The 25514-nt window shown below is 68.0% G+C and carries 23 protein-coding genes; 8 read left to right on the forward strand and 15 right to left on the reverse strand.

What is annotated here, in order from left to right; genetic code table 11:
• Positions 1-36: 36 nt before the first annotated feature.
• From LRD69_RS30660 to LRD69_RS30670, 3 genes are all read right to left on the reverse strand, one after another.
• Entirely contained in the window at positions 37-699 is a 663-nt protein-coding gene (locus tag LRD69_RS30660; protein ID WP_277330104.1) for an NAD(P)H-binding protein, read from the reverse strand.
• A gap of 69 nt (positions 700-768) precedes the next feature.
• Positions 769-1140 carry a DoxX family protein gene (locus LRD69_RS30665; RefSeq protein WP_277330105.1) on the reverse strand — a complete coding sequence of 124 codons (372 nt, stop codon included), beginning with the start codon at positions 1138-1140 and terminating at the stop codon, positions 769-771.
• A gap of 39 nt (positions 1141-1179) precedes the next feature.
• A complete protein-coding gene (locus LRD69_RS30670; protein ID WP_277330106.1) occupies positions 1180-1890 on the reverse strand; it encodes a DsbA family oxidoreductase in 711 nt (236 codons plus the stop codon).
• Positions 1891-2001: 111 nt separating this feature from the next.
• On the opposite strand from LRD69_RS30670, the gene LRD69_RS30675 reads away from it, so the two are divergent.
• Positions 2002-2448: a helix-turn-helix domain-containing protein gene (locus tag LRD69_RS30675; protein WP_277330107.1), complete on the forward strand. Its 447-nt coding sequence runs from the start codon at positions 2002-2004 to the stop codon at positions 2446-2448.
• Between the two features lie 494 nt (positions 2449-2942).
• Here LRD69_RS30675 and LRD69_RS30680 read toward each other — a convergent pair whose 3' ends face one another.
• Entirely contained in the window at positions 2943-3152 is a 210-nt protein-coding gene (locus LRD69_RS30680; protein ID WP_277330108.1) for a hypothetical protein, read from the reverse strand.
• A gap of 108 nt (positions 3153-3260) precedes the next feature.
• Between LRD69_RS30680 and LRD69_RS30685 the strand changes: the two genes are divergently transcribed.
• Complete coding sequence (locus LRD69_RS30685) at positions 3261-3758, forward strand: heme-binding protein (RefSeq protein WP_277330177.1); 498 nt, start codon at positions 3261-3263, stop codon at positions 3756-3758.
• A 313-nt stretch (positions 3759-4071) separates the two neighbouring features.
• On the opposite strand, the gene LRD69_RS30690 is transcribed toward LRD69_RS30685, so the two are convergent.
• The 3 genes from LRD69_RS30690 to LRD69_RS30700 all read right to left on the reverse strand — a co-directional run bounded on the left by LRD69_RS30690 (position 4072) and on the right by LRD69_RS30700 (position 6857).
• Positions 4072-4518 (reverse strand): transglycosylase SLT domain-containing protein, encoded by a 447-nt coding sequence (locus LRD69_RS30690; protein ID WP_277330178.1) that lies wholly within the window; start codon positions 4516-4518, stop codon positions 4072-4074.
• A 708-nt stretch (positions 4519-5226) separates the two neighbouring features.
• Positions 5227-5877 carry an MOSC domain-containing protein gene (locus LRD69_RS30695; RefSeq protein ID WP_277330109.1) on the reverse strand — a complete coding sequence of 217 codons (651 nt, stop codon included), beginning with the start codon at positions 5875-5877 and terminating at the stop codon, positions 5227-5229.
• A 71-nt stretch (positions 5878-5948) separates the two neighbouring features.
• On the reverse strand, positions 5949-6857 hold the full coding sequence (locus LRD69_RS30700) for a LysR family transcriptional regulator (protein ID WP_277330110.1): 909 nt from the start codon (positions 6855-6857) through the stop codon (positions 5949-5951).
• 72 nt (positions 6858-6929) lie between these two features.
• Between LRD69_RS30700 and LRD69_RS30705 the strand changes: the two genes are divergently transcribed.
• A complete protein-coding gene (locus tag LRD69_RS30705; protein WP_277330111.1) occupies positions 6930-7319 on the forward strand; it encodes a RidA family protein in 390 nt (129 codons plus the stop codon).
• 137 nt (positions 7320-7456) lie between these two features.
• Here LRD69_RS30705 and LRD69_RS30710 read toward each other — a convergent pair whose 3' ends face one another.
• A complete protein-coding gene (locus LRD69_RS30710) occupies positions 7457-8023 on the reverse strand; it encodes a histidine phosphatase family protein (protein ID WP_277330112.1) in 567 nt (188 codons plus the stop codon).
• A 231-nt stretch (positions 8024-8254) separates the two neighbouring features.
• On the opposite strand from LRD69_RS30710, the gene LRD69_RS30715 reads away from it, so the two are divergent.
• On the forward strand, positions 8255-9076 hold the full coding sequence (locus LRD69_RS30715) for an N-formylglutamate amidohydrolase (protein ID WP_277330113.1): 822 nt from the start codon (positions 8255-8257) through the stop codon (positions 9074-9076).
• Between the two features lie 155 nt (positions 9077-9231).
• Positions 9232-9873, forward strand: a complete 642-nt coding sequence (locus tag LRD69_RS30720; protein WP_277330114.1) for a YceI family protein — start codon at positions 9232-9234, stop codon at positions 9871-9873.
• 37 nt (positions 9874-9910) lie between these two features.
• Here the strand turns inward: LRD69_RS30720 and LRD69_RS30725 are convergent, their stop codons facing one another.
• The 3 genes from LRD69_RS30725 to LRD69_RS30735 form a co-directional block, all read right to left on the reverse strand.
• Positions 9911-10264, reverse strand: a complete 354-nt coding sequence (locus tag LRD69_RS30725; RefSeq protein WP_277330115.1) for a metalloregulator ArsR/SmtB family transcription factor — start codon at positions 10262-10264, stop codon at positions 9911-9913.
• Positions 10261-10707, reverse strand: a complete 447-nt coding sequence (locus tag LRD69_RS30730) for an SRPBCC domain-containing protein (RefSeq protein WP_277330116.1) — start codon at positions 10705-10707, stop codon at positions 10261-10263. The genes LRD69_RS30725 and LRD69_RS30730 overlap by 4 nt, the downstream gene beginning before the upstream one ends.
• A 222-nt stretch (positions 10708-10929) precedes the next feature.
• Positions 10930-11118: a VOC family protein gene (locus LRD69_RS30735; RefSeq protein WP_277330117.1), complete on the reverse strand. Its 189-nt coding sequence runs from the start codon at positions 11116-11118 to the stop codon at positions 10930-10932.
• Between the two features lie 422 nt (positions 11119-11540).
• Between LRD69_RS30735 and LRD69_RS30740 the strand changes: the two genes are divergently transcribed.
• On the forward strand, positions 11541-13001 hold the full coding sequence (locus LRD69_RS30740; RefSeq protein WP_277330118.1) for an amino acid permease: 1461 nt from the start codon (positions 11541-11543) through the stop codon (positions 12999-13001).
• Between the two features lie 395 nt (positions 13002-13396).
• On the opposite strand, the gene LRD69_RS30745 is transcribed toward LRD69_RS30740, so the two are convergent.
• A complete protein-coding gene (locus LRD69_RS30745; RefSeq protein ID WP_277330119.1) occupies positions 13397-17440 on the reverse strand; it encodes a ThuA domain-containing protein in 4044 nt (1347 codons plus the stop codon).
• Positions 17441-17724: 284 nt separating this feature from the next.
• On the reverse strand, positions 17725-18702 hold the full coding sequence (locus LRD69_RS30750) for a multicopper oxidase domain-containing protein (protein WP_277330120.1): 978 nt from the start codon (positions 18700-18702) through the stop codon (positions 17725-17727).
• Positions 18703-19468: 766 nt separating this feature from the next.
• Here LRD69_RS30750 and LRD69_RS30755 point away from each other — a divergent pair.
• Positions 19469-21577: a hypothetical protein gene (locus LRD69_RS30755; RefSeq protein WP_277330179.1), complete on the forward strand. Its 2109-nt coding sequence runs from the start codon at positions 19469-19471 to the stop codon at positions 21575-21577.
• A 417-nt stretch (positions 21578-21994) separates the two neighbouring features.
• Here the strand turns inward: LRD69_RS30755 and LRD69_RS30760 are convergent, their stop codons facing one another.
• Both LRD69_RS30760 and LRD69_RS30765 read right to left on the reverse strand, forming a co-directional pair.
• Positions 21995-23878 carry a cellulase family glycosylhydrolase gene (locus LRD69_RS30760; protein WP_277330180.1) on the reverse strand — a complete coding sequence of 628 codons (1884 nt, stop codon included), beginning with the start codon at positions 23876-23878 and terminating at the stop codon, positions 21995-21997.
• A gap of 223 nt (positions 23879-24101) precedes the next feature.
• Positions 24102-24599, reverse strand: a complete 498-nt coding sequence (locus tag LRD69_RS30765; RefSeq protein ID WP_277330121.1) for a MarR family winged helix-turn-helix transcriptional regulator — start codon at positions 24597-24599, stop codon at positions 24102-24104.
• Positions 24600-24703: 104 nt separating this feature from the next.
• Between LRD69_RS30765 and LRD69_RS30770 the strand changes: the two genes are divergently transcribed.
• A complete protein-coding gene (locus LRD69_RS30770; RefSeq protein ID WP_277330122.1) occupies positions 24704-25345 on the forward strand; it encodes an MBL fold metallo-hydrolase in 642 nt (213 codons plus the stop codon).
• The last annotated feature ends 169 nt before the right edge of the window (positions 25346-25514 follow it).

Below are 25514 nucleotides of genomic sequence, written 5' to 3' on the forward strand. Positions count from 1 at the left end.
GACAGCGGCCAAGATCCTCTCCCCGCGGACGGCCAGTTAGCCGCGGGCGTTCCACACCAGCGGGGCGCGGCGGATCCAGGTCTCTTCGTCGATGGCGTCGAGGAGGAAGCGGGCGAGGTCGGCCCGGTTGATCCAGCGCCCGGGGGCGGTGGTGCCGGGGTCGCCGGCGCGCAGGGGTCCGGTGGCGGGCTTGTCGGTGAGGGCGACGGCGCGGGCGAGGGTCCAGTCGGTGTCGGAGGCGCGCACGACTTGGTCGACGCCGGTGTGGTCGGTGAAGCCGACCTTGAGGTTCGACAGGTTGATGAACGTCTTCACCAGGGGGTTAAGGCGGGCCCAGTCGTCGCCGGCGCCCTGTGAGGAGGTCAGTACGATCCGGCGGATGCCCTGTTCGGCCATGACGGTCAGGGTGTTGCGGGCGGCGTCGGTCATGAACATCGGCGGGCTGACCGGCTTGGCCCAGGGGTTGTCGGAGGCGCGGGCGTTGTTCAGCACGCTGATCACCGCCCGGGTGCCGTGGGCGGCCTTGCGGATGTCGTCGATGTTCGCGGGCGTGCCCTGGATCAGCTCGACACCGGTCGGGGCATGGACGGCGGAGGGATCACGGACGAGGGCGCGGACGCGGTGGCCGCGTTCGGCGGCCTGTGCCAGGACGTGGATGCCGGTGCGGCCACTGCCGCCAAGGACGAGCAGGTCGGTCATGGGAAGTCATCGCCTTTCATGGGCGGAGGGCCGGGCGGTGGGAGCCGGCCGGGGACGGATTCGGAAGGATCAGAAGGAGTACGGGCCGAAGCGGCCCCAGGCCACCACGACGGCCAGGGCCAGCAGCACGGCGTTCATACCGATCGCGCTGTACTCCCGGCGGCGGACGTGGAAGGTGCCGGCCAGCGCCATCACCACCGCGAGGCCGACGGCGGCGAGCGGGGTGAGGACCACCGCGACGCCGGTGGCGGCGGGCAGGACCAGGCCGAGCACGGCGGCCAGTTCGACCGCGCCGATCAGCCGGACCGCGCCCGGGGCGAGGTCCTTGGCGTAGGGAAGAGTGCCGGCGAGCCTGTCGATCGGCTGGGTCGTCTTCATGACGCCGGCCATCGCGAACACCGCGGCCAGCAGTCCCTGCAGGACCCACAGCAGGACGTTCATCGGACTCCTCGGTTCTGGATCACGGGGGCTATGGGGGATTCAGCCGTGTGCGGGGACGGCACAGCCGTCCGGGCCGCAGACCGGGGCGTCACCGCCACCGGCGACGGGGGTGAGGGGGTGGGTGTCGTCCCAAGCGGTGCGGAGCAGGTCGAGCAGGGTGTCGCTGTCCTGGGCGCCGGGGACGCCGTAGCGGCCGTCGACGACGATGAACGGGGCGCCGGTCGCGCCGAGGCGCTGAGCGTGGGTCGCGTCGTCGCGGACCTGTTCGCGGTAGCGGCGCTGGGCGAGGGCCTGTCGGGTCTGCTCGCGGTCCAGGCCCAGGGTGTCGGACAGCGCCAGCAGGTCGTCCGGGGAGAAGACGGGCTCGGCCTTGCCGAAGTAGGTGTCGAAGATCGCGTCCCACGCTTCGCGGTTCTTGCCCTGGGCGGAGGCGTGGGCGAGGAACTCGTGGGCCAGGTCGGTGTTGCCGACCTGGTTGTCCAGCACCCGGTAGGGGCTCAGTCCCTCGGCCGCGGCCAGTGCCTCGATCCGCCGGGTCGATGTCTCGGCCTGACTGCCGCCGACACCGTGCCGTCGCAGCAGAGCCTCGCGGACGGAGAAAGTGCGGTCCTCGGGGAAGCTGCTGCTGAGCGGGAACGAGTGGTGGACCACCTCCACCTCGCCCGCGTGCTCGAACCGCTCCACGGCCTGCTCCAGGCGGTGATGGCCCAGCCCGCACCAGGGGCACGTCACCTCGGACCAGATGTCCACCTTCACCGCGCACCTCCAATTCTTACGACTTGTTCGTAACGCCATGGTGGACCAGTATGGAAGGCGATACAAAAGGCACATCCGTGTGCGTGCCGGAGAGGAATGTGCGTCATGGAACAGACCCGCGAAGCGAAGGCGGCCGGTGGGGCGAAGGCGGCCGGGGCGACGGCGATCGGGCCGTGCGCGGCGATCCCCGCCGAGCACATGGCCTTCATCCGCGAGGTCCTGGACCGCGTCGGCGACAAATGGAGCCTGCTGCTGATCGCCGTCCTGGAGCCGGGCCCGCTGCGCTACACCGACCTGCAGCGCCAAGTCCCCGGGATCTCCCAGCGCATGCTCACCCTCACCCTGCGCCAACTCCAGCAGGATGGCCTGACCTCCCGCACCGCCTACGCCGAAGTGCCCCCACGCGTCGAGTACACCCTGACCCCACTCGGCCGCGGCCTCCACGAGATCGCCACGTCCCTGGTCGGCTGGGCCGCCGCCCACCACGACGAGATCCGCGAGAACCGCGCCCGCACGACCTCAGCGCAGCCGAGTACGACTGCACGCGCCTGAGCTACCGGAGACCGTCACCGACGGTAGCGAAACGCGCGGCCACCCGCCTCCCCATCGCTGGCCGCGGGTGGAGGATTCCCACTGGCCACCGACATGGTGATCAGGGACTCGACACCTCATGATCACTCGGAGGCTGTGCCTGCCTCCGTTCCAGCCCGATCCGCGAACCCCACGGCCACGTCAGCCGCCTGAATCGGCATCAAGATGGACACATCGCCTGAACGACGCCACCCTGGGGCAAGGCCTGCCTGCCGATGGCCGCGCGCCACCGGGCGAACGCCTCGCCAGAGATCGGTATGGACCGGTCCGGATCGAAGCCCTCGTGGTCCTCCCAGCGCTCGCCGTGCACCACCGCGGGTGGCGGGACAGTTCTCGCTCCAGCTGCAGCCCGGCCAGGAAGCGCCCACGCTCGGCGAGCAGGGACGTATGGGAGTGGTCGCAGTGAATGCTGCACGCCCAATGAACGATGACCATGTCCGGGCGGACCTCACGGATCACGACGGCGATGGGCAGGACGGTGTCGTCGCCGGTGCCGAGGAGCCCGTCGTACTGGTCGGGTGGCCGCGCTCGCCTTGGGTCAGGGCGAGCAGGACACCACGGCCCCCGCTCAGGATGGGCTCGACAAGCACGGTCACTGCGGCGAGATCCACGTCGCCGACGTGACCGCCGATGGCGCGGATGGTCCTCGACCTGGTCTCCATCATGTGGGCCCCATACCTGAGGCCGCCGAACATGACGCCACGGATGCAGCGAGCACGGTGCGATCGGTGGCGAGGTAGCTGCGCAGGAGCGGTACAGACGCTGTCGGGGTGATGTGTTGTGCGTGGTCCAGGGGGACGCGCCCGACACCATGGCGTGCTGGTCGGCGCGCAGCAGGTGCGCGCCGTGACGTTCATCGGATCGGACGCGGTCGGCGCCGCGCTACGCAGTATGACCAACCCCGCAGCCCGCCCGCAGTTCGAACTCGGCGATCGCAACGCAGCGTTGGGGTGCGCCGACGCCTATCAGCCACGCGCCGCCAAGGACGTTGCCGCGGGCGCATTCGGACAGCCGCCGAACGGTCCGGCCCTGCCGGGCACGAGGATCGGGAAGCCACCTACGAAGGCGGCGAAACGGCCGGTGCGCATGTGCGGGATACCGAGGGGCAGGTGATCGGCGCGGTCGGCGTGAGCGGAGTCAACGGAGAGCAGGACAAGGCTGTGGGCGCTGCCGCACTGACCGCCTTCGAGGCGAAGGTGGCGGGTGCCGCGAGCGGCCGATGTCTCCGGCTGGGTCACGGACCACACGTACACGAACCTCTCCGACCATGACCCGCTGATCGGCTTCGCGTGCCGGTCACGTCCGCACGTTGATGACGTCGGACATGACAGTGGCTCGCCTCGGATGGCGAGCCTGTCGTCCCTTGTGGCCACCGTCCGGTGGCCCTCAGGTGTGCCGTCTCGACCGCAGCCGTGGTGCGGGGTGCGCCCGGGGGGTGGGGCGTGCCGTGGGTGGCTGCGGGAGTGGCTGTCGTGGGCAGGCCGGTCGCGCGGGACGCGGCCTGCGGTGATTCTCGTCCGGTCGGCCCGATGCGCGGGCTTGGTGCCTGTCTGCTGGGCGACCGGGGTGGTGCGTGGGGCTTGATCAGTAGGCCGAGTTGACGTTGTCGATCGAGCCGTAGCGGTGGGCCGCGTAGTTGGCGGAGGCGGTGATGTTGGCGACCGGGTCGTAGATGTTCTGCGAGGTGCCGGCGACGTGGTAGGTCTTGAAGGTGGGGTCGATGACCTGCATCAGGCCCTTGGAGGGGATGCCCTTCATGGCGTTGGAGTCCCAGTTGTTGATGGCGTTGGGGTTGCCGGAGGACTCGCGCATCAGGTTCTTGTGGATGCCCTCGTAGGTGGCCGGGATGCCCTGCTTGTGCAGGATCTCCAGCGACTGCTTGATCCAGCTGTCGACGTTGCCGCCGCTGGACTGGGCGGGGGCGGGAGCGGGGGTGGCGGCAGAGGCGGCCGGGGCGCTGACGACAGTGCCGGCCATCACCGCGGCGCCGGCGGCGACCATGCCCAGCGAGATCTTCTTGGTGCGGGTCATGCGGGCGAACTTCGTGGGCATCGCGGTGATCTGCACTTGGTAATTCCTGTTCTGTCGGGGGGTGATGCCAAGAATTGTTAATCAGGAAGGAATCCCGGGTCAATGACCCCCTCCTACTACGAGGATTAGTATCGGGCATCTGAAACGATCCGGGGACGCCGAACAGCGCGGGGAACGAGCGTCGCCAGGTCTACTATTCGGCTTCATAGTGACGCGGGCCATATGGCTCACCCCACACGGCAAATGCCTCAAAACGACACAAGAGTGACGCAGATCATGTGACCCGCGTCATATCGAGGGCACCCAATTCGCTCACCGTAATAACGGGAAAGCATTCCGTATTGACGAAGGGGGGCAGATTATGAGCGCGAGTCCACGAGGAATCCCGCACGGTGTGCGCCCGGCCCATCGATGACACGCAGCCCCGAAACGGTCGCGCGCTGCCGTCGGCGCAGAAAGGCTGATTCAGCGCCGCATGACCGCTTAAACGGCCAGGCCGCAGGCAAGCCGACAGGGTGCGCGGTCGGGCAGGTCCCGACCCGGGTGGCAAGTGGCACTGGAGGAAGTTCAGCGATCGCCGGGAAGCCGAATCCCGACAGAGCAGGGAGACCGGTCCGGCTGGGCACGGCTGCGACCGACGCCCCTTCTACGGGACGTAGGCCGCAGCGAAGCCACAGCGCACACAGATGATCTCGGTGAATCGACCGACTATGCCGTCGTACGCCTGCGAATCGATTCCTTGTCCTCTTCGGGCAGCGCGTCGGCGATCAGCAGCCCCGGCAGGAGTTCCGGTTCGCGTGTCATCGCGCGGAAGGCGAGGGCGACGGTCACACCATGGTCGGGCCGGTGCACGATCTCGACCGGGTCGCCGGCGCGGATGGCGCCCGGCTCGATGACCCGCAGATACGCGCCCGGCAACGCGGCCTGCGTGAACCTCTTGATCCAACCGTCGCGCTCCAGCCATCCCTGGAACGTCGCGCAGGGGATCCGGGCACACGACACCTCGAGGACGACCTCAGGTCCGATGCGCCACCGCTCACCGATGAGGGCACCGTTGACGTCGAGGCCGGCGGTCGTGAGGTTCTCGCCGAAGACACCGTTGGCCAGCGACCTGCCCAGCTCGGTCTCCCAGCCGTCGAGGTCCTCACGGGCGTAGGCGTAGACGGCCTGGTCGGAACCACCGTGGTGCTTCACGTCATAGACACGGTCACCCGCGAGGCCGACCGCACCGGTGCCCTTGGGGCCCGGGGCAGTGACGGCGACCGGACCGTGAACAGGCCGCTTGTCGATCCCTGTCGCGTTGAGCCCCTTCCACGGATTGGATCGGGGCTTGCCCACATTGACGGAGAGCAGCTTCATGCGGGCGATAGTACGGTCCACAATGCGCCGCGGGAGACCCATTTTCTCGTCAGCCCTTTGGGGTCGATCAGCTACGGTCTGTATGGCGTACCGTGACCGATTGTTGCCAGGAGGCTCGCGACGAGCGGGTTTTGGTCGTTCTTGCGCCATGCGACGGCGACGCGCGTGCGGGCGTCGCCGGGCTCGATTCCGCGGAAAGCGACGCCTTTGAGGCGGATGCGCCGGATACTCGCCGGGGCCAGTGACACACCCAGGCCGGTCTCGACCAAGGCGCAGACGGTCTGCCATTCCACCGCTCGCTGAGTCACATGGGGCGTGAAGCCTGCTTCGGTGCACAGGCCGGTGATCCGGTCGTGCAACTGCGGGCCGACCTCCCGGGGCAACAGCACGAAGGGCGAGTCCGCCAACTGGTCAAGCGGGACGGTCCGTTGGGCGGCAAGGGGGTGCGCGGCCGGCAGGACTGCCACGAAGGGCTCGGTCAGCACGGTCTTGAAGGCGAGCTCCGTTTCATCGGCTGAGGGCTCGCGCAGCAGGCCGATGTCGATGGTGCCGTCGTGCAGAGCAGCGACCTGCGGCGCACTGGTCATCTCATGGATGTCCAGATGCACATCGGGATACCGGTCCCGGAAGGTGCGCAGCATGCCGGGCAGCACGGTCAGGGCGAGGGAGGCGGCGAAGCCGATCCGCAGACGGCCGGCCCGGCCGCTGCCGACAGCCCGGGCCGCGCTCAGGCCGTCGGCCAGGTCGGTGAGGGCCCGCCGGGCGGCGGGCAGAAGTTCCCGGCCGGCCGCGGTGAGGGTGACACGTCCTGGTGCACGGTGGAACAAGGCGTGGCCGACCTTGTCCTCGAGGCGGCGGATCTGCTGGCTCAGCGGCGGCTGGGCGATGCCCAGGCGGGCGGCCGCGTGGCCGAAATGGAGTTCCTCGGCAAGCACGGTGAAGGCGTGCAGTTGCGGGAGGGGAAGTTCAGGGCGCTCCATATGCCTAGAGATATCAGGTCATGCCTGCGGCTGTATTAGACGTATCCATGCCGGCCGCTTAGCGTTCGGCGCATGAGAGAGCGACGTGCGATCCTCAGCGGCTCGACGTTCGAGGAGCAGATCGGTTACGCCCGTGCCGTCGTCGACGGCGACTGGGTCCATGTGTCCGGGACGACCGGGTTCGACTACGCCACCATGACGATCTCCGATGATGTGGTGGAGCAGGCCGAGCAGTGTCTGCGCAACATCGAGGGCGCTCTGGCCGAGGCCACGTGCACCTTCGGCGACGTGGTGCGGGTGCGCTACCTGCTGCCCGACCGTGAGGACTTCGAACGCTGCTGGCCGGTCCTGCGCCGCTGCTTCGGCGAAGTACGGCCGGCCGCCACGATGCTCATGTGCGGTCTCTCGGACCCCCGTATGAAGATCGAGATCGAGGTGTACGCGCGGCGCGCCATGGTGTGAACGGCCCGCACGGCCCGGCCGGGGGGAAACCATCGGCTTCCGGCTGCGGCGCGGCGTCCCCTGGTCCGACCTGCCCCCACGGCACGGGCCTCGGATGGCCGCACACGAACGACACCTGGCACTCCGGCCTGGAGCATTCACCGGGATGAGCCGGATCCGCGCCAGGGCGTGGGCAGCGTGTATTCCCATCCGGGCTGCCACGGAGAGGGTGCCTCGACCAGGGCCGGCCAGCGGGCGCCGGTGAGCAGGCAGTCCAGCGCCCAGCGGTTCGCGGAGTGTGCGATCACGAGGACGCGGGTTCCGTCCCGGTCAGCGGCGAGGTCGCGCAGGAAGTCGTCTGTGGCGGCCTGAACGTCGCGGTAGCTCTGCCCGCCAGGAAAGGGTTCATCGATGTGCCGGGCCCGCCGGGCCTGGATGAGGGCCATCGGCCGGCCGTTGAGTGCCCCGTAGTTGCATTCACGCAGGCGGACGTCCTGGTGGACGGGCAGCGAGGTGTCGGCGAAGGCGATCCGCGCAGTTTCCACGGCGCGGTCCAGGTCGGAGGTAAAGACTGCGGCGATGCCGTCGTCCCGGCGGCGACGGCCGAGTTCGCGTGCCTGCGCGCGGCCGGTCGCCGAGAGCGTGCCCGGCAGCCGCCCGGTCGCGATCCTCGCCTCGTTGTCGGCCGTGGTGGCGTGGGTCTCGTAGACGATCTGGAGGGACATGCAGCAACTCCATCGAGGTCAGGCGGATGCACCGCCGTGACGGCAAACTCCGTGAAGGACCCGTCGATTGGTTCGGGACACCGACGAGGCGGAGTACCTATTCTTCGCGACCGCCCAGAGGCCGAGGCCGACTTCGCAGACAATCAGGTACGGCGCGTCTGGGGCCTCACAGACGGCACTCGCGCCGCGCACGCCCGCACCCCTGAACCGAGCCACCCGAAGGAACCCTCCATGGGCCATGCCGTACCGCCGTTCCGCCTGCTGCCCGGCGCGCCCACGTCACCGGTCCTGCTGCACGTGCCGCACTCGGCGCGCACCGTCCCCGATCACATACGCGCCGGAATCGAGCTGGACGACGATGCGCTGAATCTCGAACTCGACCACATCACGGATTCCCACACCGCCGAACTGGCCTCCGCAGCCGCCGCATCCGCCCCGGTCACCCCCTGGCGATTCGTCAACGGCCTGTCGAGGCTCGTCATCGACCCCGAACGGTTCCCCGACGAACGCGAGGAAATGCTGGCCGTCGGCATGGGCGCGGTCTACACACAGACGTCGCACCGCGAGCTGCTGCGCTCATCGGACCTGGATCCGCAGCCGTTGATCGACCGCTACTTCCACCCGTATGCCGCAGCGATGACGGCCGCCGTCGACGAACGCCTGGCAGCCACCGGACGCGCCGTCATCATCGACGTCCACTCCTACCCCACGGCGCCACTCCCGTACGAACTCCACGGCTCGGGCCCGCGCCCACCGATCTGCCTCGGCACCGATGCCTTCCACACCCCGCCGCACCTGCTGGCCCAGGCCGAGGAGGCCTTCGCCGGATTCGGGGGCACGGGCGTCAACAGCCCCTTCGCCGGTACATACGTACCGCTGAAGCACTACGGCGCGGACCCGCGAGTCAGCGCGCTGATGGTCGAGATCCGTCGAGACGTGTACATGCCCGAGCCAGGCGGCCCTGCGGGGCGCGGACTGACCGAGGTGGCTGCGGCACTGGCCGGGCTCGTCGACATGGTCTCGAACCCGGACGGGGCGAAGGGGCACCCGTGACGACGCGATTCGAAGCTGCGCCCTTCCCTCGACGTCCAAGGAGTGCGTGGACAGCCAGGTCCTGAGCTGCACCTTGTGAATGTTTGCCCATGAATCGTCGGATTTCTTGATCTCAACTTGCGCCGAATACCTACCCCCAAGTAACTAAATGGTGCATGAAGCTTTTCAGCCGCAGCTCCACACCCCCACGCCCGGTGGCACCCGCCGCTCCGCCGACCCCCACTGCCGCCGTGGTGCCGGATCCTGCCCTGGCAGCCCTTACCGGAGAGTGGACGATCGACCCCGCGCACAGCAGGATCGGGTTCTCCGTGCGGCACGCCATGGTGACGACGGTGCGCGGCTCCTTCGCGGAGTACGAGAGCCGCCTTTATTTCGACGGCCGGAACCCGGCTCGCTCCCGGGCCGAAATCTCGCTGTCCACCGCCAGCGTGGACACCGGAGTGGAGCAACGCGACGCCCACCTGGTGGGCCGTGACTTCCTGGACGCCGCGCGGCATCCGCGGATGACCTTCGCGAGCACCGCCGTACACCTCACGGCCAAGGACGTGTACCGCATGACCGGCGACCTCACCATCAGGGAAACGACCCGCCCCGTAGCCCTGGACCTCACCTATATAGGTCACGTCACCGACCCGTTCGGATACGAACGGGTCGGCTTCGACGGCACCACCACCATCAACCGTTCCGACTGGGGCCTGACCTACAACGCCCGGCTGGCCGAGGGCGGGGCCATGGTGAGCGAGAGGCTCCGCCTTCAGTTCGACATCGCGGCCATCCGCTCCGACCCCTCCGACTGACCGGCTCGCACGTGACGGGAAGGCGTTGCTCAGTGCGCTAACTCGACCCCCGCTCCGCCTCCTCGGCCACCCGCTTGATGTGCGCCAGCCGACGGTCCCAGTCGGCCGCCAGCGCGGCCATCCACCGCGCCGTCGCGTTCAGCGCCGCGGGCCGCACCTCGTACCGCACCTCGCGTCCGACCCGGCTGCCGGAAACCAGTCCCGCGGCGTCCAGGACGGCGAGGTGCTTGACCACCGCCTGCCGCGAGACGGGAAGTTGTTGGGCGAGGGTCGTCGCGGTGGACTCGCCCTGTGCGCCGAGCAGATCGAGCAGCCGGCGCCGCGTCGGGTCGGCCAGCGCTCCGAGGACGCTGTCGACCGCCTCGTCGGTGCGGCGACTGTCGTCCGTCACGCGGACGACTCTTCGGCGCGCGCCTTGAGCGCGTCGAGCTCCTGGGGCCAGCCGCCGGTGTTGTCCTTCACCGCCCGGCGGCGCAGTTCCTCGGACCCGGCCAGCGTTGCGAACCCGCTCTCGACGACGCGGAGCCGCGTCTTGTCGCCTTCCGGGGTCAGCGTGAACTCCACCAGGGTGCTGTTGTCCTCCCGCAGTTCTTCTCCGGGGAACGCACTGGCCCAGCGGTACGCGAGGTAGGTCGGCGGCTCGACCTTCTCGACACGTACCGGGAAGTCGCCGTACTCGGGGTTCTTCGCCACCATCGACGCGCCTTCTTCGGCCACGGTGCCGGGCAGGCTCGCCTTGTCGGCAACCCAGAAGCCGGGTTCGGCGACCAGCGACCAGACCCGCGCCAGAGGCGCCTCGATCAGGGTTTCGCGTTCGATCCTGTCCTCGCTCATGGGGACTCCTTCGTCGATGCCATTGAATGCAACTCCAGAGTTGCACATCACTCTCCCAGGAGCAACCCGATGGTTGCGCTTCGGCGTGTCGTTCTCTGCAGGGCTCCTCACCCAGGGGACGACCGCACTCTCACCGGACGGGGCGGTACCTGAGTGCGGTCACGCCCCGCCGGGACCCGCACGATCACCTGATCGACGACGGAGCCCGCCCGGCAGCGGCTCTCATGGACGGCCGGGCTCCGGGCCGGTCCAGCCGGCCACGCCGACGCAGGCCTCATTCCCCTCGGCGTCGGCCAGCACCCAGTGCGACGGCGCATGCGCGTCCGTCACCAGTCGTCCGCCGGCGGCGATCGCGGCCGCGATACGCGCCTCGGCCCGGTCGTAGGGAACCACGTCCTCAACGTGGATCATGCGTTCAACCTAGTACGGCGGAAAGGCAGTTGACCTGGGTCGCCGATCGCTTCGGAACGGTTGAGCAGCTCACGGCGGGTGCACGACGACAGCGCCCGACGGAAAGCCGTAAAGGCGTTCCCATGTTCACAAGAGTGAAATCGCAACCACATCCGGGCAGGCCTGCGGCAGAAAAGTCGGCCGGATCCCCCACGGAAGGAGCACCGCGGAATCAAGGAGCCGAGGCGCCGCACCACACGCACCCCTTCGTTTACTGCTTCGCAACCTCTGAAAAACCTCAGATTCGTTCCTGAGTGACGTGGCACACTGCCAAGATCTCATGATTCCCGGATGATGGAGCGTCGAGCCGTGTCACGGTGACGACCACCCGGCCGTCTGAGGCCGGGATGCCCACCTTCCCCTCACGAAGGCGAATCCTCTCTATGAGTGACCGCACCACTGCGGCCCAAACGCTCGCTGCCGCCCCACCGGCGGCGGGCTCGCACCACGTGGACGCCGGCGATGCCGGTTACAGCAAGGACCTCAAGTCCCGCCACATCAACATGATCGCCATCGGCGGCGCGATCGGCACAGGACTGTTCCTGGGCGCCGGCGGCCGACTGGCCGGAGCGGGGCCTTCGCTCGCCATTGCCTATGCGGTCTGTGGTGTCTTCGCCTTCTTCGTCGTGCGCGCGCTCGGCGAGCTCGTCCTCTACCGGCCGTCCTCCGGCGCCTTCGTCTCGTACGCCCGTGAGTTCATGGGCGAGAAGGGCGCCTTCGCGGCCGGCTGGCTGTACTTCCTCAACTGGGCTACCACCGCCGTGGCCGACATCACCGCGGCTGCCACGTACGCGCATTTCTGGGGCATGTTCAGCGACATCCCGCAGTGGATTCTCGCTCTGATCGCCCTGGCCGTCGTCCTCACGGCCAACCTCATCTCGGTGAAGTACTTCGGCGAGATGGAATTCTGGTTCGCGATCGTCAAGGTCGGCGCCCTGGTCGCGTTCATGCTGATCGGCATCTACCTGGTCGTCACCCAGCACCCCGTGGACGGTCACACCCCCGGCTTCTCCACGATCACCGACAGCGGTGGCATCTTCCCCGTCGGCATGCTCCCGATGCTGCTGGTGATCCAGGGTGTCGTCTTCGCGTACGCCTCCGTCGAGCTGTGCGGCGTGGCCGCCGGTGAGACGAAGAACCCCGAGAAGATCATGCCCAAGGCGATCAACTCGATCATGTGGCGTGTGGGGCTCTTCTACGTCGGTTCCGTGGTGCTGCTCGCCCTACTGCTGCCGTACACCTCGTACTCGGGTGACGAGAGTCCGTTCGTGACCGTCATGGACAAGCTCGGCATCCCGGGCGCGGCCGGCGTGATGAACCTCGTCGTGCTGACCGCGGCGCTCTCCAGCCTGAACTCCGGGCTGTACTCGACGGGCCGCATCCTGCGTTCGATGGCGCTGTCGGGTTCCGCGCCCAAGTTCACCGGCCTGATGAACAAGGGCCAGGTGCCGTACGGCGGCATCCTGCTCACTGCCGGGTTCGGTGTCCTCGGTGTCGGGCTCAACTACATCATGCCGGGCGAGGCGTTCGAGATCGTCCTCAACTTCGCGTCGATCGGCATCCTCGGCACCTGGGGCATGATCATGCTCTGCTCGCTGCTGTTCTGGCACCGCTCGCGCGACGGCCGGGTCACCCGCCCCTCGTACCAACTGCCCTGGGCCCCGTACACGCAGATCGTCACGCTGGTATTCCTCGCCTCCGTCGTGTTCCTGATGTGGTGGGGCGGCGGAGTGGGCCGTACGACCGTGATGTGCCTGCCGCTCATCGCAGCGGCTCTGGTCGGCGGCTGGTTCGTCGTCCGGGGACGGGTGAACGCCCTGGCGCAGGAGCGCGAGGACGCCTGACGACCTCGGTACCGGCGACGGCCCTCGTGGAAGGCTTCCTTCCGCGAGGGCCGTTCCCGTGCCGCACGGCCACCGGGCCGGGCGGGGCCGCCACCCGGATCGGGCAGTAAGTAGAAGGAGCGGGATCCGGTGCGTGCAGCGGCAAGGCCGAGGACTGATGGCGGCGCGACCGCACCGGCCCGCGCTGAAGGTGATCGAGGCGTTCCTGATCCGTACGGGCATCCGCGTGAGCGGGTGTCCCCGGCGGGCCGGCGGTGGTGGGGAAGGCGGAGCGGTGGAACTCTGCCTCCGGGGCTGCGGGGCTGACCGAGCGAGCCGGCCCGGCGACGGCCCGCATGCCGGGAAGAGCCGGGCTCGGGGCTGTTGCCCCGAGCCCGGCACCGACCGCTGTGCGACTACAGATTCCGCACCCGGATGTTGCGGAACTCGGTCACGTCGTTGTTGCTGTGGTTCTGCAACCCCACGTACCCGCTGAGGAACTGACGCAGGTCCGTGGGCGGGTCACCCGCCCGGGACGACGACTTGCCGGGCGTGTTGTCGAACTCGTTGATCACCACGCCGTTGCGGATGATCGTGTAATGCTGCCCGACCGCGCGGATCTCATAGTCGTTCCACTGGCCCTTCGGGGTCACCCCCGCCTTGTCCAGGCCCACCGGCTTGAAGTTGTACACCGAGCCGGTCTTCTGGACCTCGCCCGTGGCCCCGTCGTAGATCTGGATCTCCTGACCGCAGTAGATCGCGAACCACTCGGGGGCGGTGCGAGCCGAACCGACCGTCCCGCAACTACCGGCCGGGCGGTCGGCCAGCGGCGTCCGCGGGTCCGGGAACCGGATGAAGACACCGCTGTTGGCGTTGCCGTCACCCGGAGCCATGTCCCGGAACTGGAGCCGGACCGAGAAGTCTCCGAGCTCCTTCTTGGCGTACCACAGCATGCCCAGACCGCCTGAGCTGCGGATGGTGCCGTCGGGCTGGAGGGAGAACTTCCCGGGGCCGGCCTGCCGCCAGTCGGCGAGGCTCGCCGCGGTCCCGTCGAAGACGGGCTGGTACCCGGCGACCTTGCCGATCTCGCTCTGCGCCGCCGCCTTGCTGATCGCCGCCGACTCGCGGTTGTCGAGGACGTCCTCCTTGCGGAGGTCGTTGACCACGGAGTTGACGTGGCTGACGAACTCGCCGTGGTTCGGCCAGGACGCCTCGTCGTCGATCAGGTCGTTGACGGTGCAGTCGCCGCCCGCGCGGTGGTTGGCCACGCCGGTGTCGGTGTCGAGCAGCTTGACGGTCGGACGGGCGTCGGGCGCGGGGCAGCCTGCCTTGGCGTCGAACGTCGCGGTGGACTTCTCGCCGTCGGCGTAGGTGACCGTCAGCTTCGCGTGGTGCGTGCCGTAGTCGGCGTAGGTGTGCGTGGGGTCGGCCTCGTGCGACGGCGCGCTGCCGTCACCGAAGTCCCACTCCCAGGCCACACCGCCGACCTTGGCACCGGAGAACGCCACCGTCTTGGGCTTGCTCTGGGTGATGACGCGCGCCCCGGCGTCCTGCGGGTTCGGGGTGGCCGGGCCACCCTGGTAGGTGATGCGAATGAGCTTCTGGTTGGAGTGCAGGCTGAAGAAGCCGCCCGCGTAGTCGAGCATGTACAGCGCACCGTCGGGACCGAACTTCGCGTCCATCCAGCTCTGCAGCTGGGTGGATCCGCTGCCGGACGCGATGATGCTGCGCAGGTCCTCGCCGAAGGCCGGCGCGCCCGCGTCCTTGACCCGGTCGGGGTCGACGGTCACCGCGACCCGGTTGTTGGAGTTGGACTCGTCACCGATGAACCACTTGTCCTCCCAGTACGCCGGCCAGGCGACACCGCTCTTGGTGTCCACCTGGGAACGGTGGTAGGTCGGACCGGACATGATGGCCTGGCCGCCGCCCTTGAGGTACGGCTCGGTGTAGGTGGCGTCGCTCTCGACGTAGGTCGGCAGGCCGCTATCGTCGGAGCGCTCGGGGTAGACAGGGCCGCCGCCCTGGGGCGAGAACCAGATCATGTTGTCGCGGGCCGGCGGGATGTCCACCAGGCCGGTGTTGCGCGGCGACTCGTTCTTGAGGTTGTCGCAGTCGTACCAGCCGGTGAGGACACTGGCGTCGGTGTTGCTGCGGTCACGGTACGGCTGCTTGTTGCCCATGCAGTACGGCCAGCCCTGGTTGCCCGCGGAGGTGATGATCGTGGCCGTCTCGTACTTGGCCGGGCCCAGCTCGGGGCTCGGCGCTCCCGCGTCCGGCCCGACCCAGCCGGCGTTGAGCCAGTTGTGCACCGGGTCGATGGAGAGCCGGGCGATGTTGCGGACACCCATCACATAGATCTCGGGACGGGTCTTGTCCGTACCCGGCGGGAAGAGGTTGCCTTTGGGGATGGTGTAGGTGCCGTCGGGCTCGGGGTGGATGCGGATGATCTTGCCGTTGAGGTTGTTGGTGTTGCCGGCGGTGCGGCGGGCGTCCTGGAAGGAGACACCCTTGTAGTCCTGGGTCCAGTTGTTCCCGGAGTAGCCGCTGGAGCCGCCGGAGGAGTTGTTGTCACCGGATCCGATGTAGAGGTTGCCGTCCTTGTCGAAGGCCATGCCGCCACCGGCGTGACAGCAGCTGTGGATCTGGGTGTCCCAGTGCAGCAGGTCCTTGCGGGTGCCCTGGTCGATGGACTCGTTCGCGAAGTCGTAGGTGAGCCGGGAGACCGTCCGCTGACCGATCCGCTTGTCGCGGTCGATCGAATCGTGCGGCATCCAGTAGACGTAGATCCACCCGTTCTTCTCGAACTTCGGGTCCAGGGTGACGCCGACGAGGCCTTCCTCGTCCTTGACCAGCTCGTCACCGCTGCCCCGGTTGCCCATCACATCGAGTGTGGTGAGCAGCTTGACCTTCTTGGTCTTGGGGTCCCACTGGTGGATGGTGCCGCAGCCGAGGCCGACCTTGGGATCGTTCCAGTCGACGATCGCGCCGGACGGGCAGGCGGCCTTGCCGATGTAGAAGGCCTTGCCGTCGGGGGCCATGGTGAGGCCGTGCGGCTCGCCGATCTGGTCGAGCTGCCCCGCCTGGTTCTGGGCGGTCAGCCGCTCGGTCTTGTAGTTGGACGCGATGGTCGCCTGGCAGTCGCCGCGGACCATGCCGGTGGTCCACTGGATGGCGCCGAGGAGGTGGCTCTGGAACTTCGTGTCGGTGGTGTAGCTCTCCTCGGTGCGGCCCATGCTGGTGTAGAAGGACCGGCCGCCCTCGTAGTCCCGGCACCACGAGATCGGGTGGAACGGGCCGTTGGCGCTGAGCCCCGGCTTGTACTTCCCCTCCTCGACCTGGGCAATGGTGTGAACCTTGCCGATCGGGTTGGGGTCCCAGTTGATCCACTGGTCGGAGCGGGTCCAGTTGAGCGGAAGTCCCTTGTTGGCGGGGTGCTGACGGTCCGTCACGTCGACGACGGACTGCTGGACCTTGGAGTCCTGCGGCGGCGTCGGATTGGCGCTGAAGAGCCGCAGCTCGGCCAGCTGGGTCAGCGGCTCACCGCTGTTGGCGGTGATCTCCAGCCGGTAGTGCTGATAGGCCGTGCTGTTGGTGAACTGGAACTGCCGGGTCTGGAACCGCGACGAGAAGGTCTCGCCGGTCCGGGTGTCCAGGGTTTTCCAGGTCTCGCCGTCCTCCGATCCCTGCAGCTTCCAGTCCTTCGGGTCCCGTCCCGAGGAGTCGTTGGCGGAGGTCAACGCGTAGTTGATCACCGCGACGGGTTTGTCCAGCTTCATGGTGACCCAGCCGGTCGGCGTACGGGCCAGCCACTTGGTGTCGTTCTTGCCGTCGAACAGCTTGTCCTTGGTCTCGTTCGGCGGGTTGTCCCCGTTGACCGCGCTCTCGACGACCTTCTCGGGGTCGGGGAGGCCCAGGGCCGGGCGGGTGCCGATCAGCCCGGTGAACCAGGAGGAGTCGGACTGGGCCCGGGCGGCGTCGTGGACGCCGACGAAGCCGCCGCCGTTGTTGATGTACGACTGGAACGCGGCTTCCTGCTCTGCGTTGAGCGTCACGCCGTCGGCCGACAGGAACACCACCCCTCGGTACTTGGCGAGGTCGGCGGTGTTGAACACGCTCGCGTCCTCGGACTCGACGACCTTGAACCCGTTCTTCTGGCCGAGGTTCTCGATCGCCGCCGTGGCCTTGTTGACAGGGTCGTCCTGTTTGGCGGCCGGTCCGTGGAAGACCAGGACGTTCACCTGGGTTTCGGTGGCGGTGCCCTGGTCCTGGCTGACGCTTTCGGCGGGCTGCTGCGCCTGTGCCTGCACGGAAGGCAGCCCGGACAGACCCACGGTCAGTGCGGCGCTGGACAGCAGAACGACCGCGCGGCGCCAGGGCCACGCGTGACGAGAGGTCCGCGCAGGACGCGACGGCGGCGATCCGCTTCGTCTCGACAGGGTGAACCAGTCTCTCTTGCCCATGTGTGCTCCTTGACTCGATCCGGAGACGGAAGAGTGATCAGGGAATGGAGCGAGGGCTGCCGCAGGGCCCCGCCCGGCATGCGCCGGGCGCGACGGCTTTCGACGGGCGGTCACGCTGCCCGGGAAGGACGGGGTGCCGGAGCACGGAGGTCAGGTTCGCCTCCGGTCCTGGCGAGCGAGGACCGACCGGCGGCAGGTTGGTACACGCCCGTCAGGCCGTCAGGCAGGCCTGACGGGCGTGGCTTCGGGGGCGGGAGCCCACATCAGGACCCCGCCGCTGCGTGCTAGTGGTGAGACATGCCGCCGGGGACCGTGCCGTCGGCCTCGGTCACGAGGAAGACCCCGACCATGCCCATGTCCGCATGGCTCTGGACGTGGCAGTGGTACATCCAGGCACCTGCGCCGACCCGGGCACCCGCGATCACCTGGAAACCGAAGGAGTCCCCGGGGCCGACGGTCTTGGTGTCGATGACCGCACTCGCGTCCTGCGGACCCTGCAGGATGCCGGTGCGGTTGTCCACCCAGCGGTGCCCGTGCACATGGAAGGTGTGGAAGAAGTCCCCGTGGGTGATGACGATGAACTCCACTCGCTCGCCGAGGACAGCCGTGAGGGTGGGTGCTTCGTGGTGGGCCTTGTTGTTGATCGTCATGTCGTTGAACACGACCGTGAACTGCTTGTCGGGCAGCACGTCGCCCTTGCGGCGTACGATCACGGGTCCGTACAGGCCCTTCTTGAGGCCGCCCGTGCCGTGTTCGGTCCCCACGTTGTGATCGTGATAGTGCCAGTAGCCGGCGCTGCCTGCCTCCCACGTCCCGTCGTGATTCGGTCCCGGGGCGTGGGTGCGCCAGACGTAGGTCCGCCGGCCACCCGGCTCGACAACGCTGTCATTCATCTTGGTGCCGTCGCTGGCGACGTCGTAGTCCACTCCGTGCACGTGCAGACTCGCGGCGACGTCCAGGTTGTTGACGACCTCGATGTGCATCGTGTCGCCCTCGGTCAGCTCGATGAGCGGGCCGGGAATCGACGCCTTACCGGGCTCCAGGCCGTAGCCCATCTCCCCGTTCGGCAGGTTCTCCATGTACAGCGTCAGCTCACGGACGGTGCCCTTGTCGTTTCCTTGACCGCTTCCTTCACCGGGCTTGTCCTTCGGGGCGGCGGCGGAGGCGCCGAGCACCGTGGGCACGACCGCCGCGGCGGCCGCGCCGGTGGCGAACGCTCGCCGGGAGAAGAAGCGTCTCGTGCCTGCGCCTGAGTCGGTCATCGCTCTCCAATCCTCGAAACGCGAAGGTGCCCGAAGGCGTTTCGTGGTCGTGGTGTGAGTCGCCGCCGACGGCGGCTGTCCCGTCACGGCGGTACGCGGTGGTGCGCCGGGCGTTCGGCCCCGCGAGGCGGGCGGGGCGGTCGTCGGACTTACTCCGGTGGAGACGGTCGGACTTGGCCGGACCTCGGTGGAAGCGGTCCGGCTTGGCTCGATGTGCCGGCAACGGCCGGGATCGGATCGGCTGGGCGAAGGGGACTCGCCTCGGGACCTGGACACCGTAGCGGCCACCCATCGAGTTTTTCCACACTCAGGTCAAAGTTTGTTGGATTCCCGTCATAGGTCTTGGCGGATCGTCAAAAGACCCGCTAACTTCCCATCGTTGCCGCATGGTGAAGAGGTTGCGTGAACCCCGCCCTCGGGTTCGCGGTGCCAGCGGCCTCGCAGCGACAGGGGCGGATGCCGCCTGTGCGTGAGTGACAGCGGCCCCGCCCGTCGTCACGCGCGGGCGATCAACCACAGCGCGGCACTCGCCCCGCTCCGTCCAGGACACCGGTCCGATGAGCGGAGTACTCGCGCCTCGAACGCGCTCATCCCGGCGGCTGATTGTCCACCCGGCGGGACCGCGAGTCCTGCGCGGTGCCGCACAAGCGAATTCCCGAAAGGTGCAGCGGTGTTCAGAAGACTGCTCCATGCCCAGACGGATCCGCCCCCCTCAAGAACCGCGCTAAGTGACCGACTCAGCGCGCACCCGGTGCTGATGGCGCTGATGGCCGTTGCCTTCACGGCCTTCGCATTCGCCGTTCCGGCCGCGTACGCGGCGGTGAGTCACGCGGAGGAGACCGCAGCGACCCAGGTGCTCACCTGGACGGCCGGCAACGATTACATGAGCTACGCGTCAGCCCCCACCACCGCGGTGGCCGGCAACGCGACCATCGTGTTCGAGAGCAGCGCGGCGACCGGCAACACATCGGGGTTGTCGCACACCCTGACGTTCGACGTCTCGAACCCCGACTACAACAGCGACGTCAGCCTCAACATCCTGGCGAGCCCCTTCGACTCCGAGGGAGGCAGGCACACGGTCGAAGTGACCCTCACACCTGGCATCTACCACTATTACTGTGCGATGCCGGGCCACCAGATGATGTCGGGCGAGCTCATCGTCACCGCCCTGCCAGGCGACGACACCACTGCGCCGGATACGTCAGCGACGGTGTCGGGGACGAAGGACTCCGCCGGGAACTATGTCGCCAGCGCGTCCGTGACGCTGACCGCTTCGGACACGGAGTCCGGTGTGGCCGAAATCGAGTACTCCCTCGACGGCGCCCCATACAGCGGCTACACAGCACCGGTTGCAGTGAACAGCGTAGGACAGCACACACTGACCTACCGAGCGACCGACAAAGCAGGCAACACCGCGCCGGCGAAATCAGTCAACTTCACCGTCGTAGCACCCGAACCACCGAAAGACACCACACCACCCGACACCTCCGCGACAGTCTCCGGAACCAAGAACTCCGACGGAAACTACGTATCGAACGCAACCGTCACAGTGACCGCCTCGGACACCGAATCCGGCGTCGCCGGAATCGAATACGCCCTCGACGGCACCTCATACAGCGGCTACACCACACCAGTTGAAATCAACAGCGTAGGACAGCACACACTGACCTACCGAGCAACCGACAAAGCAGGCAACACCGCGCCGGCGAAATCAGTCAACTTCACCGTCGTAGCACCCGAACCACCGAAAGACACCACACCACCCGACACCTCCGCAACAGTCTCCGGAACCAAAGACTCCGACGGAAACTACGTATCGAACGCAACCGTCACAGTGACCGCCTCGGACACCGAATCCGGCGTCGCCGGAATCGAATACGCCCTCGACGGCGCCCCATACAACAACTACACAGCACCGGTTGAAATCAACAGCGTAGGACAGCACACACTGACCTACCGAGCGACCGACAAAGCAGGCAACACCGCGCCGGCGAAATCAGTCAACTTCACCGTCGTAGCACCCGAACCACCGAAAGACACCACACCACCCGACACCTCCGCGACAGTCTCCGGAACCAAAGACTCCGACGGAAACTACGTATCGAACGCAACCGTCACAGTGACCGCCTCGGACGCCGAGTCCGGCGTCGCCGGAATCGAATACGCCCTCGACGGCGCCCCATACAACAACTACACAGCACCGGTTGCAGTGAACAGCGTAGGACAGCACACACTGACCTACCGAGCGACCGACAAAGCAGGCAACACCGCGCCGGCGAAATCGGTCGACTTCACCGTGGTGGCGGCTCCGCCCGAGGACAGGACGCCGCCGCAGGTGGCGGCCTCCGTCTCCGGCACGAAGAACGACTCCGGTGACTACGTCGGCAGTGCGACGGTGACGGTAACGGCATCGGACACGGGGTCGGGTGTGGCCGGGATCGAGTACTCCCTCGACGGCGGCCCCTACCTGCAGTACTCCGCACCGGTGGTGATCGACAGAGCCGGGAGCCACACCTTGCTCTACCGGGCCACCGACAAGGCCGGCAACACGGCCACTCCGCAGTCGCTGTCCCTCACCATCGTCGACAGCCAGCCGACCGGCTGTCCTGAAAGGGACGACCGCTCCACCGTGTTCCTCGGCTCGATCAACACTGGTGTCCCGAACCGCGTCACGACCAACGGCTGCACGGTCAACGAGCTGATCGAGGATCACCGGGCCTGGAACAACCATGGCTCGTTCGTCTCACACGTCGGGGAGATCGTCACGACGCTACGAAAGGAAGGGGTCCTCGACCAGCGGGAGGCCGCCCTGATCAAGAAGGCGGCCGGCCAGTCCGACGTCGGCATGCCGAGGCACGGTACCGCCGGTCGCTGAGTCACGGCCGGGCGGGTGACGCCGCCTGAGCCGTGTGCCTCGGCCGGCCGCGGCAGCGGCCCGCCCAGCGCACCAAAACCGATGGGGTGGAGAGCTGGACAGCTCCACCCCATCGGGCCTGGCCGCCTCCACAAGAGCCTGGGCGGCAACGAGACTGTGCTGCTTCGAACCGGCTTTGCCCATCTGCTGATGAGATGAGCGTCCTGTGACTCGGTGCACAGGTTTCTTTTGCCCTCGACGGCACGGTGCTACGGTCCGGTGGAAGGCGCACCCCCCCAAGCACCGGGCATGCGAACGGCTCTGACCACGGCCGGGGCGGCGTGAGGAGTACGACGGTTCGATCGGCCAATATGCATCAGGCCTGGCTGCTCCGCCCGCCGTGCGGTGGACCGGCGGGCGGAGCGCAACCCGTACGGATCAGGGTTCCGTGCCCCAGGCCAGCGCGCCTCCGATGTACGCCGTGACCTGAGTCGCGTCCGCGAAGGACGTGTTCGAGCCGCGGCTGTAGTCGTTCGTCTCGTTGAAGGCCGACCAGTCGGTCTTGTTGAAGCGGCTCTGGATCTCGCCGGTCGAGGCGCCGGGGGCCAGCGATCCGGCTCCCGTGGTGAAGGAGAACTCCACGTAATGGTCGGCGGAGGCTCCCGGTGCGGCGGAGACCACCTTCGCAGTGATGTTCGACGTGCCGAGCTGCGCCCAGTCGATCGAGGTGCTGAACGTGCTCGCCCCGCCGTCCCCGGTGAACCAGTAGCGGACCGTCACCGTCGACAGGTTCAGCGCGCCGGTGCCGGTGTTGACCAGCTGCAGCCCCGGCTTGATCTGGTTGTCGGACGGTGCAGAGTCGTTGTTCTTGTACTGGACCTTCACCGAGCCGGAACTGCCGGTACCGCCGGTGGTGGTCGCGGTGACGGCGGCGGAGGCCGGCGAGGTATTGCCCGCCGCGTCCTTGGCCTTGACCGTGTAGCTGTAGGCGGTCGACGGCGTCAGCTGCGAGTCGGTGAAGGTCGTGCCGGTTGCCGAGCCTGCCAGGGCGCCTCCGCGGTAGACGTCGTAGCCCGTCACGCCCGTGTCGTCGGTCGAGGCCGTCCAGGACAGGGACGCCGCGCTGGGCGTCGTGCTGGTGACCGTCAGCCCGGTCGGGGTGCTCGGGGGCGTCGTGTCGCCGTTGCCCCCGCCGCCACCGAAGCCCGGTGCCTTGATGGACTGCAGATAGCCGTCCTTCGTCGTGTTGACGGTGGTCCAGTCGTCGTTGAGGATGCCGCCCGTGTCACCCGAGTTGGGGTTGACGCACCAGAACGTCCAGTGGAAGCTGTCCGCGCCGTACTGCTCGGTGGGCCGGAGATAGTCGACGAGCGCGTGCAGCCACGTCTGGTCCGTGGCCGACTGCAGGGTGGTGCCGAACTCCCCCAGCCACACCGGGGCCGTGTTGTTCTTGAACAGATAGCCCCAGTTCTTGTCCCAGATGCCGGGCATGTTGGCGGGGAAGGCCGGGTCGCTGAACCAGCTCTGCTGCGCCACGCTCGTCGCGTAGTCGTGCGCCGAGTAGACAAGCCGGCCGGCGACATCGAGGCGGACCGGGAAGCTGCCCGCTCCCTGCAGATTGCCACCCCACCAGTACGAGCTCCCGTTGAAGCTCTGCACTCCCTCGACAAAGATCAGCAGCGCGGGGTTGACCGACAGCACGGCGTTGCCCGCCCGCTCGGCCGCGAGCCGCCAGTCGACGGAGGTGTCGCCGCAGCCCCAACACGCCGGGTCGTGCGGCTCGTTGTGCAGATCGATCCCGATCACCGTGGAGTCGCCCTGGTAGCGCTGGGCAACCGCCTTGAGGTCGGCGATCCAGGTGGACTCGGGCACGCTGCTGGTGTACCAGAGCGCGGACTGGCCACCGGAGTCCGGCCGGTGCCGGTCCAGGATGACCTTCAGACCGATCTGCCCCGCGTACGCGACGATCTTGTCCATGACCTGGAGGGGGGAGAGACCCTGGAGATCCTGGTTCTTGGTGTAGTCGATACTCGCTGCCGCGGCGCCCGGCTTGAAGATGTCGTCGGAGTACGGCATCCGGATGGTGTTGTAGTCGAGCGACTTGATCTGGTTCAGCATGTCCTGGTAATTGCGGGCCCACAGGCCATGAGCGACCTGGTTGGTGGTCTCGAAGCCGAACCAGTTGATGCCGGCGATACGGACGGGGCTGCCCGCCGAGTCGAGGATCTGCCGTCCGTTGGTATGCCAGTAGCCGCCGCCGGCGGCCGCCGCGCTCGGCGCCGTGAAAAGGAGTGACAGCGTCGAGAGGAGGAGCGCGAGCAAGGTGGCGAGTGCGGCCCGGGGGCGCGCGGCCTGTCTGCTTGGCACGGTGGAGCTCCTTTCGGGTGGGGGCCCCGCACCCCCGTCCCAGGGGATACGGCGAAAGTCTGTGGGAGCGCTCCCATGTTTCCGCTTTTGAAGCAGACCTGTCAAGAATGCATCGGATCCCGACGGCATACGTCAGGCGGCCGGGAAGGCGAGGGCGGCACTGGCTACTCGGGCCTCGTCACCATGCTCCGGTGTTGAACTCGCGCTCGCCGGAGAAGGAATGGCCGCCCTGAATGCTGCTGCTGATCCGATCGATGAGGTCAAGGGCGTGCACCAAGGCGCGCCGGTCCTCCTCGTCCAGCGTTTCCTCCAGCGCGTCGGCGAGCACGCCGACGCGCTGACGGCGGTCCGCGCCGAGCGCCTTCTTCCCCGCTTTCGTCAGAGTGAGGACCTTCCTGCGGGCATCGCCCGGATCAGGGCGTGAGGCCAGGAAGCCGGCCTCGGTCAGTTCTCTGACGGTCGCGGCCATCGTCTGGTGGCGCACTCCGCGGGTCGCCGCCAGGTCGGCCGTGGTCATCGGCCCCCGCGTGTCGAGGAGGCCGAGCACCGCCGCCGGAACGGATGCGAGCTGATCGACGGTACGGGCGCTACGGACCAGGGTGCCGACAACCGCCCGGAGGCGGACGGCCAACTCGTAGGAGAGGGGGGCCGGTTCGTTCGAAAGCGCGTCGTTCACATCCCTCAGCCTAGCAAAGGCATACAGGGGGCACTGTATTACAGTGCCCCCTGTATATATTGCGCAGTGGAGGGCCCTGTACATCACACCGATAGGAGCCGGCAGTGCAGCTGATCAAGCACGCCCACGCATGTGTGTCGCTGGTCAAGGACGGTGGGCGGATCGCCATCGACCCGGGCACGTTCACCCCTGACGCGAAGGAGGTGGTGGCCGCCGCCGACGCCGTCCTGATCACGCACGAACACTTCGACCACTTCGACGAGGACCTGATCGCCCGGGCCCTGGACGCCCGCCCCGGCCTGCGGGTCTACGGACCGGCCCGTGTGGTCGGACGCTGGGCGGCCCGGCGCGGCCAGGTCATCGCGGTCGCGGACGGCGACCGCCTCGACGTCGCCGGTTTTGACGTGGCGGTGTCCGGCGACCTGCATGCCGCGATCCACCGCGACATCCCCCGCGTCGCCAACGTCGGCTACCTCGTCGACGGCCGGGTCTACCACCCCGGCGACGCGTACCACGTACCGCCCGCGGCCGTCGACACGCTGCTGCTGCCCACCAGCGGACCGTGGACCCAGCTCGGCCAGGCGGCCGACTACGTACGCGAGGTCGCCCCCAACCGTCTCGTCCAGATCCACGAGATCATGCTCAGCCGGACCGGCCAGGAGTCGATGGCCCGGTTCCTGAGCCCGGCGGCGCTGACCGAGATGCCTCTGACCATCGTCCCGGAGGGGGAGGCGATCACCGTGTGATCCCGGCCGGCTGCGCTGCCCTGCGCCGGGAGGCTGCGGGATGCCGGCGCTCACCGCAGCTGAGGCCGCTCAGCGCCGGGATGTTGCCAACTCGACCACCCCGCCGACCCCTTGCAGCGCGCCGCCTTCACCTCACATCGGGTTGAGGTCGGAGAAGGCTCCATGACCG

The organism is Streptomyces sp. JH14 (assembly GCF_029428675.1).
GTDB lineage: Bacteria > Actinomycetota > Actinomycetes > Streptomycetales > Streptomycetaceae > Streptomyces.

Excerpts from the sequence above, each read along its gene's own strand:
- LRD69_RS30720 (WP_277330114.1), top strand. The coding sequence starts at position 9,232 with ATGAAGCTTTTCAGCCGCAGCTCCACACCCCCACGCCCGGTGGCACCC.
- LRD69_RS30675 (WP_277330107.1), top strand. The coding sequence starts at position 2,002 with ATGGAACAGACCCGCGAAGCGAAGGCGGCCGGTGGGGCGAAGGCGGCC.
- LRD69_RS30750 (WP_277330120.1), bottom strand. The coding sequence starts at position 18,702 with ATGACCGACTCAGGCGCAGGCACGAGACGCTTCTTCTCCCGGCGAGCG.
- LRD69_RS30740 (WP_277330118.1), top strand. The coding sequence starts at position 11,541 with ATGAGTGACCGCACCACTGCGGCCCAAACGCTCGCTGCCGCCCCACCG.
- LRD69_RS30705 (WP_277330111.1), top strand. The coding sequence starts at position 6,930 with ATGAGAGAGCGACGTGCGATCCTCAGCGGCTCGACGTTCGAGGAGCAG.
- LRD69_RS30710 (WP_277330112.1), bottom strand. The coding sequence starts at position 8,023 with ATGTCCCTCCAGATCGTCTACGAGACCCACGCCACCACGGCCGACAAC.
- LRD69_RS30680 (WP_277330108.1), bottom strand. The coding sequence starts at position 3,152 with ATGATGGAGACCAGGTCGAGGACCATCCGCGCCATCGGCGGTCACGTC.
- LRD69_RS30690 (WP_277330178.1), bottom strand. The coding sequence starts at position 4,518 with ATGACCCGCACCAAGAAGATCTCGCTGGGCATGGTCGCCGCCGGCGCC.
- LRD69_RS30755 (WP_277330179.1), top strand. The coding sequence starts at position 19,469 with ATGGCCGTTGCCTTCACGGCCTTCGCATTCGCCGTTCCGGCCGCGTAC.
- LRD69_RS30665 (WP_277330105.1), bottom strand. The coding sequence starts at position 1,140 with ATGAACGTCCTGCTGTGGGTCCTGCAGGGACTGCTGGCCGCGGTGTTC.
- LRD69_RS30685 (WP_277330177.1), top strand. The coding sequence starts at position 3,261 with ATGTGTTGTGCGTGGTCCAGGGGGACGCGCCCGACACCATGGCGTGCT.
- LRD69_RS30660 (WP_277330104.1), bottom strand. The coding sequence starts at position 699 with ATGACCGACCTGCTCGTCCTTGGCGGCAGTGGCCGCACCGGCATCCAC.
- LRD69_RS30715 (WP_277330113.1), top strand. The coding sequence starts at position 8,255 with ATGGGCCATGCCGTACCGCCGTTCCGCCTGCTGCCCGGCGCGCCCACG.
- LRD69_RS30700 (WP_277330110.1), bottom strand. The coding sequence starts at position 6,857 with ATGGAGCGCCCTGAACTTCCCCTCCCGCAACTGCACGCCTTCACCGTG.
- LRD69_RS30735 (WP_277330117.1), bottom strand. The coding sequence starts at position 11,118 with ATGATCCACGTTGAGGACGTGGTTCCCTACGACCGGGCCGAGGCGCGT.
- LRD69_RS30730 (WP_277330116.1), bottom strand. The coding sequence starts at position 10,707 with ATGAGCGAGGACAGGATCGAACGCGAAACCCTGATCGAGGCGCCTCTG.
- LRD69_RS30695 (WP_277330109.1), bottom strand. The coding sequence starts at position 5,877 with ATGAAGCTGCTCTCCGTCAATGTGGGCAAGCCCCGATCCAATCCGTGG.
- LRD69_RS30745 (WP_277330119.1), bottom strand. The coding sequence starts at position 17,440 with ATGGGCAAGAGAGACTGGTTCACCCTGTCGAGACGAAGCGGATCGCCG.